Source organism: Streptomyces sp. F001 (assembly GCF_004187715.1).
Lineage (GTDB): Bacteria > Actinomycetota > Actinomycetes > Streptomycetales > Streptomycetaceae > Streptomyces > Streptomyces flavusporus.
Genome location: NZ_QZWF01000007.1, coordinates 11,234 through 27,286 on the forward strand (window position 1 = coordinate 11,234; position 16,053 = coordinate 27,286).

Here is a 16,053-nt window from a genome sequence, read left to right on the forward strand (position 1 = left end):
TCATCGTGCTACGGTCGTCGAACGCTCAACCTTTGCCCTTGCGCTTACCCGGAGTGTTCTCGTGCGCCTCCCCGCCCGCTTCCTGTCCCTCACTGCGGTCACCGCGGCCTCCACCCTGCTCACCGGCTGCTTCGCGTCCACCGGTTCCGGCTCGGGCACCGCCGAGGGCATGCGCATCCGCGTCGCTCATATGCAGCCGCCGCGCTCGGGCCTCTCGCCGCTCTCCGACGACGCGTTCAAGCTGTCGCGTTGGTCCACCGCCGAGACGCTGGTCAAGCTGGACGCGAACGGCGACGCGCTGCCCGCCCTGGCCACCGAGTGGAAGCAGTCGGGCAAGACCTGGACCTTCACCATCCGCGACGGCGTCACCTTCCACGACGGCACCGATCTCACCGCCCAGGCCGTCGTCAACTCCCTCACCGAGGCGGCCACCGCCTCCCCCAAGCCGCGCATCCTCGACGGCGTCGAGCTGACTGCGAAGGCCGACGGGGAGAACAAGGTCACCGTCACCACGGCCACCGCAGACCCCCTCGTCCCGCAGCGGCTCAGCTCCCCCCAGCTGTCGATCCTCGCGGCGAAGGCCTACAAGGAAAAGACGGTCGACCCGGTCGGCGCCGGGACCGGCCCGTTCGAGCTGACCAAGGTCAACGGCACCTCCTCCGCCGCCCTCGACCGCTACGACGACTACTGGGGCGGCAAGGCCAAGGCCCCCGGCATCGACGTGAAGTTCGTACCGGACGGCACCGCCCGCGCGGCGGCCCTGCGCAGCGGGGAGGCCGACATCGTCGAGGCGATACCCGTCTCGCAGGCCGCGGTGCTCGACCAGGACCTGATTGCGGAGGTCCCGATGCCGCGCACCAACACCCTGTACCTCAACACCGAGAAGGGCGTCTTCAAGGACGCCTCGCTGCGTGCCGCCGCCCGCGAGGCGATCGACGCGGAGTCGATCGTGAAGGGCGTGTACGAGGGGCGCGCCGACGTGGCCGAAGGGCTGCTCGGCCCGGCGCTGCCGTGGGCGGCCGACCTGCGGACCAGTGTCGAGCGGGCCAAGGTCGGGAAGGCCGACGGCGAGACCATCACCATCGGCACCTTCACCGACCGCGCCGAGCTGCCCGAGGTCGCGGCGGCGCTGCAACAGCAGCTCCAGAAGGCCGGGTTCAAGGTGAAGCTGGACGTCCGCGAGTACGCCAACATCGAGTCCGACGCGCTCGCGGGCGAGTTCGACGCGTTCCTCCTGTCCCGGGCGACGGTCCTCGACTCCGGCGACCCGGCCGCGTACCTCTACAGCGACTTCGCCTCCGACGGCTCCTTCAACATCTCCCAGCTCGCCGACTCCTCCGTGGACAAGGCGCTGAAGAAGGCGGGCGAGGCCGCCGTCGGCGACGCACGCCGCAAGGCCGTCATCGAGGCCGAGGCCGCCGTGCTCGGCACCGACGCGGCGATCCCGATGCTGCACGAGCGCGTGATCCAGGGCGATGCCGCCGGGGTCGTCGACGCCGCGCACGACCCGCGTGAGCGGGAGCTGGTCACGGCGGACACGTACGTCAAATGAAGCCCACCGTCGCGGGGTTCACCCGCGCCCTGTGTCTCGTCGCGGTCGTCGCCGCCGTCGGCCTGCTCCCCTGGCTCTCCGGCCGCGACCCCGCGCTGACCGTCCTGCGTGCCCGCTCCGCCGAGCAGGAGCCGACCGAGGAGGCCCTGGACGCCGTACGGCGGGACCTCGGTCTGGACGCCGGTCCCCTCTCCCTGCTGGGGAAGTGGGCCGGCGGCCTGCTGCGCGGTGACCTCGGCACCTCCTGGGTGTCGGGCACGGACGTCCTGCCGTCGGTCACGGCCGGGCTCCAGGTGTCGCTGGCCCTGATGGGCGTGGCGCTCGCGGTGGCCGTGCTGCTGGCCGCCGCGCTGGTGGCGCCGGTGCTGGTACGCGGCCGGGGGTCGGCCGGCGCCTTCGCCGCGATGCTGGCCGCCGTGCCGGAGTTCCTGCTGGCCACCGTCGCGCTGCTGGTGTGCGGGGTGTGGCTGGGGTGGCTGCCGACGTCCGGCTGGCAGGGACCGGAGAACATGGTCCTGCCCGCGATCGCGCTCGGCGTCCCGGCGGGCGGCCTGCTCGGCCGGCTGGTGGCCGACGCACTGCCCGCCGTGCTCGACGAGCGGTGGGTGGAGCTGTGGCGGGGTGCGGGGGTCAGCCGTGCGCGGATCTCGGGGGCGGCGCTGCGGCGCGTACTGCCGCCGCTGGTACCGCAGTTCGGGATGGCGGCCGTCGGGCTGACCGGCGGCGCGGTCGCGGTGGAGACGGTGTTCGCGGTGCCCGGCATCGGCCGTACCGCACTCGGCGCGGCCAAGTCGCAGGATCTGCCGCTGCTTCAGGGCTCGGTCCTGGCGCTGCTGCTGCTCGGGCTGGTCACGGGGGCGGTCGCCGCTCTCGTACGGCGCCGGCTGCTGGGGCCGGCCCTGCGTGACGCCGGGCTCGCACTACCCCCGGCCCGACCGGGCCGTACCCACCCGGCGATCCCGTTGACGCTGTTCACAGTCCTCGCCGTGACCATCGGCTGGGGCCTGCTGCGCGATCCGTACGCCGTCAACACCGCTGCCCGCCTCGCCGCACCCTCGCCGACCCACCCCCTCGGCACCGACGGTCTGGGCCGCGACGTCCTCGCCCGGCTCGGACACGGCGCCGCCTCGACCGTCGGCACGGCAGCCGCCGTGTGCCTGCTGTCGCTGCTGGTGGGTCTGGCCCTCGGCTTCCTCCCCGGCATCGCGGCCGGCGCCGCCGACATCGCCAACGCCCTGCCCCCGGTCATCGTCGGCATCCTGGTCGCTGCGGCCGCCGGACCCGGCACCGGCGGTGCGGCCCTCGCGGTCGCCCTGATCTCCTGGCCACCGCTGGCCGCCCACGCGGCGGCGCTGGTGCAGGAGGTGCGGGCGTCGGCGTTCCTGACCGCCGGGCGGGCCATCGGCGCAACGCCGTGGTGGATCCTCACCCGGCATGTGCTTCCGTCCGTCGCCGGGCCCGTCGCCCGGCACGCGCTGCTGCGGCTGCCCGGTATCGCCCTCGCGCTGGCCTCCCTGGGTTTTCTGGGCCTGGGCGCCCAGCCGCCCGCCCCCGAGTGGGGCCTGCTGCTCGACGAGTCCCGCGCCTACCTGGAACGCGCCCCGTGGGCCGCCCTCGCCCCGGCCGTCGCGCTGGCACTGCTGGCGGCGCTGGCGGTGTCGGGAGCGGCGTACACGAGCGGGCGCAGCCGCGTGCGGAAAGCCGCCCCTGCCCTGAAGAAGGTGCCCGTTGCCGTCTGACGTGCTGCTCTCGGTGCGCGATCTGCGGATCGTCTTCGACGGTGTCGAGGCCGTACGCGGCCTGTCCTTCGACGTCCGCCCCCGCGAAGTGCTCGCCGTGGTCGGCGAGTCCGGCGCGGGCAAGTCCCTGACCGCCCGGGCGCTGCTGGGAATGGTGCCGCGAGGCGCGAGCGTCGGCGGGACGATACGACCGGACCTCTCGACGGAGCGTGGCCGCCGTATCGCCCTGGTCCCGCAGGACGCCCTGTCCGCGCTCTCCCCCGTGCACCCCGTGGGCGACCAACTCGCCGCCGCCGTACGGTCGGTGCAGCGCGTCTCCCGCAGACAGGCCCGGGCCCGGGCGGTCGCCGCGCTGGACCGGGTGGGCATCCCGGACGCCGCCCGCACGGCACGGGCGTATCCGCACGAGTACTCCGGCGGCATGCGGCAGCGGGCGGTCATCGCGATGGCGACGATCAACGAGCCCGATGTCGTGGTCGCCGACGAACCGACCAGCGCGCTGGACGCGGAGCGCCAGGAGCAGGTGCTGCGGGTGCTCGGCGAGCGGCGCGAGGCGGTCGGCGCCGCGCTCGTCCTGGTCACGCACGACATGGACGTCGTACGGGACCACGCGAACCGGGTGCTGGTGATGTACGCGGGACGCGCGGTGGAAGCCGGCCGGGTGCAGGATGTGCTGTCCCGTCCCCGGGCCCCGTACACGGCGGGCCTGCTGGCCTCGCTCCCGCAGAACGCGCGCGGCCTGCGCCGCCTGCCCGCGCTCCCCGGCACCCCGCCCGCACCGGGCGCGCTCCCGGCGGGCTGCGCGTTCGCCCCGCGCTGCCCGCTGGCCGCCGACCGCTGCCGGCACGAGGAGCCGGAGCCCCGCCCGCTTCACGACCGGCTGGTGGCCTGCCACCGCGCGGACGACGTCCCGCACCCCGCGATCGACCTGTTCCAGGAGAAGCAGCCCGCATGAGCCCTCTGCTCGAGGTCCGCGAACTCGTGGTCCGCTACGGCGATTTCACGGCCGTGGACGGTGTCTCCTTCACCCTGGACGCGGGCGAGACCCTCGCCCTGAACGGCCCCTCCGGCTGCGGCAAGTCCTCCACGGCCATGGCCGTACTCCAGCTGCGCCGCCCGGACTCCGGCGAAGTCGGTTTCGAGGGACGGGAGTTGACGTCGCTGACCGAACGCGAGCTGCGCCCGCTGCGCCCACGCATGCAGCCTGTCTTCCAGGACCCGTACGGGTCGTTGAGCCCGCGCCACCGCATCCGCGACGCCGTGGCCGAACCGCTGAAGGTCCAGGGCCGCTGGACCGCCACCGACGGTCCCGCCCGGGTCGCCGAACTCCTCGACCGCGTCGGCCTCGACCCGTCGTACGGCGACCGGCACCCGCACGAGCTCTCCGGCGGCCAGTGCCAGCGCGCCGGCATCGCCCGCGCCCTGGCCTCCGAGCCACGCCTGCTGGTCCTCGACGAGCCGGTCTCCGCCCTGGACCCGTCCGTCCGCGCCGGTGTGCTGAACCTGCTCGCCGACCTCCAGGACGACCTCGGTCTCGGCTACCTGTTCATCTGCCACGACCAGGCGGTCGTACGGCACTTCGCGGACCGGGTGATCGAGATACGCGAGGGGCGCGTCATTTCCGGGTAGCGGCCTCGATGACCTGGCGGAGGCCTTCGGTGAGCTGCTTCGCGCTCGGCGCGGTCTTGGGGTCGAAGGTCCACTGGGCGATGAGTCCGGTCATCAAGGTCAGATAGAACTTGCCGAGGGTGTCCACGGTCTCGTCCCGGACATCCTCCTCCCGTCCGCCCATGAGCAGCGGGATGATGCCGCGCCCGGCCTCCAGCTGGGCACGCGACAGATGGTCGCGCACCTCGGGCAGCTGGTCGCCCATGGTGATCACCTCCACGCTGAGGCGCCACATCGATTCCGGACCCCGCATGGTCCCGATGATGTTCGACCACACCTCCTGGAACCGTTCGACCGAGCCGGGCTCGGACGTGATCCCGGCGGTCCCGTCACCCTCGAAGGCGTCACCCATCTCCTCGACCAGCGAAACGTACGCCTGCGCCAGCAGCGCGTCCTTCGAGCCGTAGTGGTAGCCGATCGAGGCCAGGTTGGTCCCCGACTCCTTGACGATGTCCCGCGCCGTCGTCCGCGCGAACCCCTTCTGCAGCAGGCAGCGCTTGGCGCCCTCGAGCAGATCCTCACGGTGTCCCATGTCGACGACCCTACCCCGGTCCATACGGTCGTCCTAGACAAGCGATTTATACATTCGTCATATACAAGCGTTTAAGACGTGCGTACAGTCCCTGCCATGACAACGAACCGGACGAGCACCACGCCCACTCCCCAGCCCCCGCCCGCCCGCGCCGGCCGCCGCGAATGGACCGCACTCGGCGTGCTGATGCTGCCGCTGCTGCTGGTCTCCATGGACGTCTCGGTCCTGTACTTCGCGATCCCGGCGATCAGCGCGGACCTGGAGCCGAGCGGCACCCAGCAGCTGTGGATCTTCGACATCTACGCGTTCGTTCTGGCCGGGCTGCTGATGACGATGGGCTCGCTCGGTGACCGCATCGGCCACCGTCGGCTGTTGCTGATCGGCGCCGCCGCCTTCGGCACCGCCTCGCTGGTGGCCGCGTATGCGAACAGCGCCGAGATGCTGATCGCGGCCCGTGCGGTCCTCGGCATCGGCGGCGCGACCCTGATGCCGGCAACGATGGCCATGACCCGCACGATGTTCACCGACCCCGCGCAACGCGCGAAGGCGATCGGCATGTGGTCCGGCGTGATGACGGCCGGGATCGCGCTCGGCTCGGTGATGAGCGGGGTGCTGGTCGAGTACTTCTGGTGGGGCTCGGTCTTCCTGGTCAACCTGCCCGCGATGGCGCTGCTGCTGGCCCTGGGCCCGGCACTGCTCCCCGAGTCGAAGAACCCTTCGTCCGGCCGTTTCGACTGGCTGAGTGTGCCGCTGTCGATGGCCGCCGTGCTCCCCGTGATCTACGGCCTGAAGGAGATCCCGTCGAACGGCTGGAACGTCCGCTACGTCGTCGCGATCACCGTCGGCCTGCTGTTCGCGGCCCTCTTCGTCCACCGCCAGCGCACGGCCGCGGCACCGATGATCTCCCCGGCCCTGTTCCGCGGACGCGGCTTCGCACCCTCGGTGGGCCTCAACCTCCTGTCCGCGTTCGGGGTGATGGGTTCGGCCTACTTCACCACGCAGTACATCCAGTCCGTGCTCGACAAGAGTGCACTGGAGGCGGCCTTGTGGGCGCTGCTGCCGTCGGTGCCGATCGGGGCGGCGGCGCCGATCGGCACCCAGCTGGTACAGAAGGGCGTCAACCGCGCCCACGTCGTCACCGCGGGCTTTGTGATCGCCGCGTCCGGTTTCGGGCTGCTGGCCCTCGCCGGTACGGACTCGATGGTGCTCGTGCTGGTCGCGTGCGGAGTCCTCGCCGTCGGGAGCGTCACGGTGATGTCCCAGATCATGGACCTCGCGATGGGCACCGCCCCGGTGGAGCGCGCGGGCGCCGCGTCCTCCTTGATGGAGACCGGCGCCGAGTTCGGCGGAGCGCTCGGCATGGCGGTCCTCGGCTCCATCGGTACGGCGATCTACCAGCACGAGATCCCCGCGTCGGCACCGGACGCGGCTCACGAGACACTGGGGGGCGCGTTGGCGATCGCCGATCAGGTCCCGGGACTGGCTGCGGTCGCGCGAGAGGCGTTCACCAGCGGGATGCAGGGGGCGGCGATCGCGGGGGCGCTGCTGCTGGCGGGGGCGGCGGGGCTGGCGGCGGTCACGCTGCGCCAGGTGCGGACACACGAAAACGCCGGACAGGCTGACCAACTCAGCCCGTCCGGCGTTTGAGGACGAGGCCCGTTCAGGGCCGAAGCGGGGGTCTGGGGGCGACAGCCCCCAGAGTCGGCAACGTCAGACGAGGTTCACGGCACGAGCCGACGTGGCGCCGATCTCCGCCGCGACCTCGGCCAGAACGCCGGACGACACCGCGTCATCCACGGTCAGCACCGCCAACGCCTCGCCGCCCGCTGCCGCGCGAGCGACCTGCATACCGGCGATGTTGATGCCCGCCTCGCCGAGGATGCGGCCGACCGTGCCGACCACGCCGGGACGGTCCTCGTACCGCAGGACGGCCATGTGGTCGGCGAGCGCGAGGTCGACGTCGTAGTCGCCGACCGCGACGATCTTCTGCAGGTGCTTCGGCCCGGCGAGCGTGCCGGACACCGACACCTCCTCGCCGTCGCCGAGCGTGCCGCGCACGGTGACGACGTTGCGGTGGTCCGGCGACTCCGAGCTGGTGGTCAGCCGCACCTCGACGCCGCGCTCCTGGGCGAACAGCGGGGCGTTGACGTACGAGACGGTCTCGTCGACGACGTCCTCGAAGACGCCCTTGAGCGCGGACAGCTCCAGCACCTTCACATCGTGCTGGGTGATCTCGCCGTACACCTCGACGTCCAGACGGACGGCGACCTCACCGGCGAGCGCGGTGAAGATCCGGCCGAGGCGCTCGGCAAGCGGCAGGCCCGGCTTGACGTCCTCGGCGATGACACCGCCCTGGACGTTGACCGCGTCCGGGACCAGCTCACCGGCGAGCGCGAGGCGCACCGACCTGGCGACCGCGATACCGGCCTTCTCCTGCGCCTCGTCGGTGGACGCACCCAGGTGCGGGGTGGCCACGACCTGGTCGAACTCGAACAGCGGCGAGTCCGTGCACGGCTCCTTGGCGTACACGTCGAGACCGGCGCCAGCGACCCGGCCCTCCTTGAGGGCGGAGTACAGGGCCTCCTCGTCGACGATGCCGCCGCGCGCGGCGTTGACGATCCGCACGCTCGGCTTGACCTTGCGCAGCGCCTCCGCGCCGATCAGACCCAGCGTCTCGGGGGTCTTCGGCAGGTGGACGGTGATGAAGTCGGAGACCTCGAGCAGCTCGTCCAGCGACAGCACCTTGACGCCCATCTGCGCGGCCCGCGCGGGCTGTACGTAGGGGTCGTAGGCGACGACCTTCATGCCGAACGCCGACATGCGCTGCGCGACGAGCGCGCCGATGCGGCCGAGGCCGACGACACCGAGGGTCTTCTCGGCCAGCTCGACGCCGGTGTACTTGCTGCGCTTCCACTCGCCGTTCTTCAGCGCGGCGTTGGCCTGCGGGATGTTGCGGGCGGTGGCGAGGATGAGACCGCAGGCCAGCTCGGCGGCGGTCACGATGTTCGAGGTGGGGGCGTTGACGACCATCACGCCGGCCTTGGTGGCGGCGGAGACGTCCACGTTGTCGAGGCCGACGCCGGCTCGTGCGACGACCTTGAGCTTGTTCGCGGCAGCGATCGCCTCGGCGTCCACCTTGGTGGCCGAGCGGATCAGGATCGCGTCGACCTCGGCGATGGCCGGCAGCAACTCGGCGCGGTCCGCGCCGTTGCAGTGCCGGATCTCGAAGTCGGGGCCGAGCGCGTCGACGGTCGCGGGCGACAGCTCTTCAGCGATGAGTACGACGGGTTTCGAGCTCACGTGAGTCCTCACAAGTCCAATGCGTGCGGACGGCCGTCCCGACGGCCGCAGGCGGAGGAGGGGCTTGCCGCGTGGAAGACGCACGACGCTGTGGGCCTGACGCGTATGTAGTACGGCAGTGTAGTGCCGTGGCGGAGGTCGTCCTGCGCCTCTCCGGACGGATCACCCGTCCGTGGCTGGACGGGATGGACAACGTCTTCGTACACGACGTTACCCGGGGTTCACCGAAGGGGCCGGAGCAATCCGCTCCGGCCCCTTCGATCCGAGGCTTACGCCTCCTCGTTGACCCAGCTCATGAGCTTGCGCAGCTCCTTGCCGGTGGTCTCCAGCAGGTGCTCGGAGTCCTGCTGCTTGTACTCGTTGTACTTCTTCAGACCGCCGTGGTACTCGTCCATCCAGGCCTGGGCGAACGTGCCGTCCTGGATCTCCGAGAGGACCTTCTTCATCTCGGCCTTGGTGGCGTCGGTGATGATGCGCGGGCCGGTGACGTAGTCGCCCCACTCGGCGGTCTCGGAGATCGACCAGCGCATCTTCTCCAGGCCTCCCTCGTACATGAGGTCCACGATCAGCTTCAGCTCGTGCAGGCACTCGAAGTACGCGATCTCCGGCTGGTAGCCCGCCTCGGTCAGCGTCTCGAAACCGGCCTTCACCAGCGCGGCGGTGCCACCGCACAGCACGGCCTGCTCACCGAACAGGTCGGTCTCGGTCTCCTCGGTGAACGTCGTCTTGATGACGCCCGCCCGGGTGCCGCCGATGCCCTTGGCGTACGACAGGGCCAGCGCGAAGGCGCCTCCGGAGGCGTCCTGCTCGACGGCCGCGATGCACGGAACGCCGCGGCCCTCCTCGTACTGACGGCGCACCAGGTGGCCGGGGCCCTTGGGGGCGACCATGCAGACGTCCACGCCGGCCGGGGGCTTGATGAAACCGAAGCGGATGTTGAAGCCGTGGCCGAAGAACAGCGCGTCGCCGTCCTTCAGGTTCGGGGCGATGGACTCCTCGTAGACCTGGGCCTGGATCGGGTCCGGCACCAGGATCATGATGACGTCGGCCTCGGCGGCGGCCTCGGACGGCGTCACCACGCGCAGGCCCTGCTCCTCGGCCTTGGCCTTGGACTTGGAGCCCTCGTGCAGACCGACACGCACGTCGACACCCGAGTCACGCAGCGACAGGGCGTGGGCGTGGCCCTGGCTGCCGTAACCGATGACCGCGACCTTGCGGCCCTGGATGATGGACAGGTCGGCGTCGGCGTCGTAGAACAGCTCGGCCACTTTGGGTTCTCTCCTTGGGGTGCAGATGTTGCGTCCCACCGTATGACGGCGGGGGGAAGGGAAGTTCGGGGGTCTCGGCATACGGGCGGCCGGGTCGTCGTCCGGCCGCCCGGTCTCATCCTTACGCCGACCGGTCGAGCGCGCGAAGCGACCGGTCCGTGATCGAACGGGCTCCGCGTCCGATCGCGATCGTGCCGGACTGGACCAGCTCCTTGATGCCGAACGGCTCCAGCATCTTCAGCATGGCCTCCAGCTTGTCGCTGGAACCGGTGGCCTCGATGGTGACGGCCTCCGGAGAGACGTCGACGGTCTTGGCGCGGAACAACTGCACGATCTCGACGATCTGGGAGCGTGTCTCGTTGTCGGCGCGCACCTTCACCAGAACGAGTTCCCGCTGAACGGCCGAACCCGGCTCCAGCTCGACGATCTTCAGCACGTTGACGAGCTTGTTGAGCTGCTTCGTCACCTGCTCCAGCGGCAGGTCCTCGACGTTCACCACGATGGTGATGCGGGAGATGTCGGGGTGCTCGGTGACGCCGACCGCGAGGGAGTCGATGTTGAAGCCGCGGCGGGAGAACAGGGCGGCGATCCGGGCCAGGATGCCCGGCGTGTTCTCCACCAGGACGGAGAGCGTGTGCTTGGACATGGGTCTTGGTCTCTCTCGGCTCAGTCGTCTTCGTTGTCGCCGAAGTCGGGGCGGACGTCCCGGGCGGCCATGATCTCGTCGTTGGAGGTGCCGGCGGCGACCATCGGCCACACCATCGCGTCCTCGTGGACGATGAAGTCGATGACGACCGGGCGGTCGTTGATCGAGTTCGCCTCCTCGATGACCTTGTCGAGGTCGGCCGGGTCCTCGCAGCGGATGGCGTAGCAGCCCATGGCCTCCGACAGCTTGACGAAGTCGGGGACGCGCGTGCCGGCGCTGGGCTGCTTGCCGTCCGCCTCGGGGCCGGAGTGCAGGACGGTGTTGGAGTAGCGCTGGTTGTAGAAGAGGGTCTGCCACTGGCGGACCATCCCGAGGGCGCCGTTGTTGATGATGGCGACCTTGATCGGGATGTTGTTCAGGGCGCAGGTGGTGAGCTCCTGATTGGTCATCTGGAAGCAGCCGTCGCCGTCGATCGCCCAGACGGTCTGCTCCGGCGCGCCGGCCTTGGCGCCCATGGCGGCCGGGACCGCGTAGCCCATCGTCCCGGCGCCGCCGGAGTTGAGCCAGGTCGCGGGCTTCTCGTACTGGATGAAGTGCGCGGCCCACATCTGGTGCTGGCCGACGCCCGCGGCGAAGATCGTGCCCTCGGGCGCGAGCCGGCCGATGCGCTCGATGACCTGCTGCGGGGACAGGGAGCCGTCCTCGGGCTGGTCGTAGCCGAGCGGGTAGGTCTCGCGCCAGCGGTTCAGGTCCTTCCACCAGGCCTCGTAGTCGCCCCGGTGACCCTCGCTGTGCTCCTTCTGCACCGCCTGGATCAGGTCGGCGATGACCTCGCGGGCATCACCGACGATCGGCACGTCGGCGGCGCGGTTCTTGCCGATCTCGGCCGGGTCGATGTCGGCGTGGACGATCTTGGCGTACGGGGCGAAGCTGTCCAGCTTGCCGGTGACGCGGTCGTCGAAGCGGGCTCCGAGGGCGACGATCAGGTCGGCCTTCTGCAGCGCGGTGACGGCGGTGACCGCACCGTGCATGCCCGGCATTCCCACGTGCAGCGGGTGGCTGTCGGGGAATGCGCCGAGCGCCATCAGGGTGGTGGTGACGGGCGCTCCGGTGAGTTCTGCGAGGACCTTCAGCTCGGCGGTGGCGCGGGACTTGATGACGCCGCCGCCGACATAGAGGACCGGCCGCTTCGCGGCGGTGATCAGCTTGGCGGCCTCACGGATCTGCTTGGCGTGCGGCTTGGTGACGGGCCGGTAGCCGGGCAGGTCCATGGTCGGCGGCCAGGTGAAGGTGGTCTTCGCCTGGAGGACGTCCTTGGGAATGTCGACCAGGACCGGTCCCGGGCGGCCGGTGGAGGCGATGTGGAACGCCTGCGCGATCGCCCGGGGGATGTCCTCCGCCTTGGTGACCAGGAAGCTGTGCTTGGTGATCGGCATGGTGATGCCGACGATGTCCGCCTCCTGGAAGGCGTCCGTACCGATCGCCTTGGACACGACCTGCCCGGTGATCGCGACCAGCGGCACGGAGTCCATGTGCGCGTCCGCGATCGGGGTGACCAGGTTGGTGGCGCCCGGGCCGGACGTCGCCATGCACACCCCGACCTTGCCGGTGGCCTGCGCGTAGCCGGTAGCGGCGTGGCCGGCGCCCTGCTCGTGACGGACCAGCACGTGGCGCACCCGCGTGGAGTCCATCAGGGGGTCGTACGCGGGCAGGATGGTGCCCCCGGGAATGCCGAATACCGTGTCGGCGCCGACCTCCTCGAGAGAGCGGATGAGGGACTGCGCGCCCGTGACGTGCTCGGGGGCGGACTGCTGTCCTCCGGATCGGGGCCGCGGCTGCGGGTGAGGGGCCCCGGTGGCCTGCTCGGTCATCGGCATTCTCTTCTCGATGCTGAGGGTTTTTGCGAGGTTTGTGCGGTGTACGACTGCTGTTCGGCAGGTGCCTGTGCAACAAAAAACCCCTCGTGCCGTAAGGCAAGCGAGGGGAGCGCGCCGGTGTGGTCGCTGGGAATTCCGGATCGTCCTCCGGTGGTCCCAGCTCAGCCGACGCGCTGTCCAAGTACGAGAATTCGGGTGCGCATGGCACTGACCCTCCCCCCGGCGCACACCCACTGTCAAGTGGGTGGGACGGGAGTCTCATTATGTGAGCGAAGGGTCGTCCCGCCGGAGAAGACGGTACTCACTCCGCCGGTGGTCACGCCTCCGGCGGTCACTCCGCCGGTGTACACGCCCGCGCCGCCGGCGAAGGCGGGCTCGGCCGGGTCGTGCGGCACCGGGTAGCGGCCGGACGTCAGCGCTCTGCGCAGCCGGTACTCGTCCAGTGGGCCCGAGAAGGCCATGCCCTGCCCGTGCGTACACCCCATCGCGCGCAGGGCGACGACCTGCTCCGGCAGATCCACGCCCTCGGCCACGGACTGCAGCCCGAGATCGCCCGCGATGCGAAGCAGCCCACTGGTGATCTTGTGCAGCCGCGCGGACTCGACGATGCCCTCGACGAGGCCGCGGTCGAGCCGCAGGACGTCGATCGGGAGCCGTCTGAGCGCCGTGATGGCAGGGCAGCCGCTGCCGAAACCGTCCAGCGCGATCCGGACGCCGAGCCGCCGCAGGGCGCCCAGACGCCGCTCCAGGTCGTCCAGGGACACCCTGGGGTCGATGTCCGACAGCTCGATGATCAGCGCCCCGGACGGCAGCCCGTGCCGGGTCAGCAGTGCCTCGACGGAGCCGAGGGGCATCGACCGGTCCAGCAGCCGGCGCGTGGCCATCCGGACGGCCACGGGCACGGCGTGGCCGCTCGCGCCGCGTTCGGCGGCCCGCTCGACCGCCTCCTGAAGCATCCAGCGGCCCAGCTCGGCCGTCTTGTCGCTGTCTCCGACGTCCTCGGCGTCCGGAGCGCCCGGGGCGTCCGGGGCCACGCGCAGGAACTCCGCGGGTGTGAACAGCACCCCTTGGGACGACCGCCAGCGCGCCTGGGCGGTGACCGAGGTGATCCGGCCGTCCTCCAGACAGACCACGGGCTGGTGCAGCAGCGTGAACTCGCCGTCGTGCAGCGCGGCCCGCAGCCGTGTGGCCAGTTCCGCCTTGCGTACGACGTCCTGCTGCATCTGCGGCTTGTACAACTCGACACGGCCCTTGCCGGCCGACTTGGCGCGGTACATCGCGAGGTCGGCATTGCGCAGCAGCTCGCCCGCGCCGAGGCCCGGCTCGGCGAAGGCGACGCCGATGGAGGCGGCGACCCGGACATCGTTGCCGTCGATGAGGTACGGCTGCGACAGCGTCACCCTGAGGCGGTCGGCGAGCTCCAGGATGTGCCGTTCGCGGGCTGTACGGTCACGGGCGCCGTCGCCGACGATCAGGGCCGCGAACTCGTCGCCGCCCAGCCGGGAGGCGGTGTCGCCCTGCCGGACGGCCTCCTGGAGTCTGCGTGCGGCCTGGACGAGCAGTTCGTCCCCGGCCTGGTGCCCGATCGTGTCGTTGACGGCCTTGAATCCGTCGAGGTCGATGAAGAGCACGGCCGTGCCCCGCAGGGCGGCACCGCGGTCGGTGCTGCGACGGCCGGACAGGGCCTGCTGGACGCGCTGGGTGAACAGGGCGCGGTTGGGCAGGTCGGTCAGCGGGTCGTGCTCGGCGTTGTGCTGCAACTGCGCCTGGAGGCGCACTCTTTCGGTCACGTCCCGGCTGTTGAAGATCAGGCCGCCCTGGTGGCGGTTGACGGTCGACTCGACGTTCAGCCAGCCGCCGTCACCGGACCGGAAGCGGCACTCGATGCGCGTAGTGGGTTCATCGAGGGGGCTGGCGGCGAGGAAGCGGCGCACCTCGTGCACCACGCAGCCCAGGTCCTCCGGGTGGATGAGTTCGGCCAGTTCGCTGCCCACCAGCTCCTCCGCGGGCCGTCCGTAGACCCCGGCGGCGGCCGGGGAGACGTACCGCAGGACGCCGTTGGGCGCGGCGATCATGATGACGTCGCTGGAGCCCTGCACCAGGGAGCGGAAGTGGTTCTCCTTCTGCACCAGTTCCTGGGTGAGGGTGATGTTGTCGAGCAGCATGATCCCCTGGCGCACCACCAGGGCGAGCACGACCGTGCCGCCGGTGATCAGCACCACGCGGTCGACGCTGCGGCCGTTGAGCACGTTGTAGAGGATTCCCAGCGTGCACACAGCGGCGGCGAGGTACGGGGTGAGGGCTGCCAGGGAGCAGGTGAGGGGCCGGGTGGCCGGATACCGGTCACGCTCGCCCTGCTGCACGGGCGGGTGCGGGTGGGTGGAACCGCGCTGTCCGGGCAGGTGCTCGTGCACCACGCGCGCGTGCGGCTCGTCACCGGGCCGGCCGGGCCGGGGCGCGACCCAGGGTGCGTACGCCAGCAGCAGCGAGCCGGCGAACCAGCCCGCGTCCAGCAGTTGACCCGAGCGGTAGCTGTCGTGGAGCAGCGGTGAGGCGAACAGGGCGTCGCACATCACGGTCAGGGCGAGGGCGCCGATCGCGGTGTTCACCGCGGAGCGGTTGGCCCCGGAGCGCCGGAAGTGCAGCGCGAGCACCATGCTGACCAGGGCGATGTCGAGCAGCGGGTACGCGAGCGACAGCGCGGTGTGCGCCACGCCGGGTCCGCCGCCCTTGGCCGCCTGGGCCAGCGCGAGGCTCCACGACAGGGTGACCAGGCAGCCGCCGATCAGCCAGGCGTCCAGGGCGAGGCAGACCCAGCCCGCCTTCGTCACCGGCCGTTTGGCGAGGACCAGCAGGCCCACGATCGCGGGCGGCGCGAAGCACAGGAAGAACAGGTCGGCGTAGCTGGGACTGGGCACGGGCCGCCCCAGGACGACCTCGTACCACCCCCAGACCAGGTTGCCGAGGGCCGCCATCGTCGAGGAGAGGGCGAACAGCAGCCAGGCGGAGCGGAACCGGACCCGGCGGCTGTGGGCGTAGAGGAAGCACGACACGGCGGCCGCGCCCGCGGCGGCACTCAGCCCGAAGTCCCCCATGATCAGAGCGAGCTGGTGCGAGCCCCAGCCGACCGCGGAACCGACGGCGTAGGCCGCGCACACCAGGGCCAGCAGGAGTGGGGGGAGCATGCTCGACCCGGCGCCCGAGGCAGGCGTCCGGGGCAGCAGCGTCCCCTGGGCAGGCTGGCGCCGCAGCACCTGGTCGAGGACGGCCGTGGGTGGCGAGGGCGCGTTCACCGGGCCCTCCCGGTCCGCTCCGCCCCCGGCGCCCGCGGGTCCCGGTGCGGCGGGAGTGCCGGCTTCCTGCGGCTGCTGTGCCTGGGGTGGTATTGGCTGTGGTGTGCGCCGTGACCGGCGCCAGGGCCGCGTCTGGCCGCGGCCGTGCGCCAGGGTCGCCGTCGGCGGCCCCGCCGCG

Annotated in this window: 11 protein-coding genes; 5 read left to right on the plus strand and 6 right to left on the minus strand. The window is 71.3% G+C overall.

Annotated elements, in window-relative coordinates; genetic code table 11:
* Nucleotides 1-61: 61 nt before the first annotated feature.
* Genes StrepF001_RS24690 through StrepF001_RS24705 form a run of 4 tightly spaced genes read left to right on the plus strand, consistent with a single transcriptional unit; the run spans nt 62 to nt 4,920 of the window.
* Complete coding sequence (locus StrepF001_RS24690; RefSeq protein ID WP_129800417.1) at nt 62-1,552, plus strand: ABC transporter substrate-binding protein; 1,491 nt, start codon at nt 62-64, stop codon at nt 1,550-1,552.
* A complete protein-coding gene (locus StrepF001_RS24695) occupies nt 1,549-3,291 on the plus strand; it encodes an ABC transporter permease subunit (protein WP_129800418.1) in 1,743 nt (580 codons plus the stop codon). The genes StrepF001_RS24690 and StrepF001_RS24695 overlap by 4 nt, the downstream gene beginning before the upstream one ends.
* Nucleotides 3,281-4,246 (plus strand): ABC transporter ATP-binding protein, encoded by a 966-nt coding sequence (locus tag StrepF001_RS24700; protein WP_129800419.1) that lies wholly within the window; start codon nt 3,281-3,283, stop codon nt 4,244-4,246. The genes StrepF001_RS24695 and StrepF001_RS24700 overlap by 11 nt, the downstream gene beginning before the upstream one ends.
* Entirely contained in the window at nt 4,243-4,920 is a 678-nt protein-coding gene (locus StrepF001_RS24705) for a dipeptide/oligopeptide/nickel ABC transporter ATP-binding protein (protein WP_129800420.1), read from the plus strand. The genes StrepF001_RS24700 and StrepF001_RS24705 overlap by 4 nt, the downstream gene beginning before the upstream one ends.
* Here StrepF001_RS24705 and StrepF001_RS24710 read toward each other — a convergent pair.
* Nucleotides 4,907-5,491, minus strand: a complete 585-nt coding sequence (locus StrepF001_RS24710) for a TetR/AcrR family transcriptional regulator (protein ID WP_129800421.1) — start codon at nt 5,489-5,491, stop codon at nt 4,907-4,909. The two genes, StrepF001_RS24705 and StrepF001_RS24710, sit on opposite strands and share 14 nt — an antisense overlap.
* Nucleotides 5,492-5,587: 96 nt before the next feature.
* Here StrepF001_RS24710 and StrepF001_RS24715 point away from each other — a divergent pair, with 96 nt between their 5' ends.
* Nucleotides 5,588-7,138: an MFS transporter gene (locus tag StrepF001_RS24715; protein WP_129800422.1), complete on the plus strand. Its 1,551-nt coding sequence runs from the start codon at nt 5,588-5,590 to the stop codon at nt 7,136-7,138.
* Nucleotides 7,139-7,201: 63 nt separating this feature from the next.
* Here StrepF001_RS24715 and serA read toward each other — a convergent pair whose 3' ends face one another.
* From serA to StrepF001_RS24740, 5 genes are all read right to left on the minus strand, one after another.
* Nucleotides 7,202-8,791: a phosphoglycerate dehydrogenase gene (serA, locus tag StrepF001_RS24720; RefSeq protein WP_129800423.1), complete on the minus strand. Its 1,590-nt coding sequence runs from the start codon at nt 8,789-8,791 to the stop codon at nt 7,202-7,204.
* Between the two features lie 269 nt (nt 8,792-9,060).
* Nucleotides 9,061-10,059 carry a ketol-acid reductoisomerase gene (gene ilvC, locus StrepF001_RS24725; RefSeq protein WP_129800424.1) on the minus strand — a complete coding sequence of 333 codons (999 nt, stop codon included), beginning with the start codon at nt 10,057-10,059 and terminating at the stop codon, nt 9,061-9,063.
* Nucleotides 10,060-10,180: 121 nt separating this feature from the next.
* Nucleotides 10,181-10,705, minus strand: coding sequence for an acetolactate synthase small subunit (ilvN, locus tag StrepF001_RS24730; RefSeq protein WP_003997672.1), 525 nt, complete (start codon nt 10,703-10,705; stop codon nt 10,181-10,183).
* A 20-nt stretch (nt 10,706-10,725) separates the two neighbouring features.
* Complete coding sequence (locus StrepF001_RS24735; protein WP_129800425.1) at nt 10,726-12,582, minus strand: acetolactate synthase large subunit; 1,857 nt, start codon at nt 12,580-12,582, stop codon at nt 10,726-10,728.
* Between the two features lie 236 nt (nt 12,583-12,818).
* A complete protein-coding gene (locus StrepF001_RS24740) occupies nt 12,819-15,875 on the minus strand; it encodes an EAL domain-containing protein (protein ID WP_165396357.1) in 3,057 nt (1,018 codons plus the stop codon).
* Nucleotides 15,876-16,053 lie beyond the last annotated feature (178 nt).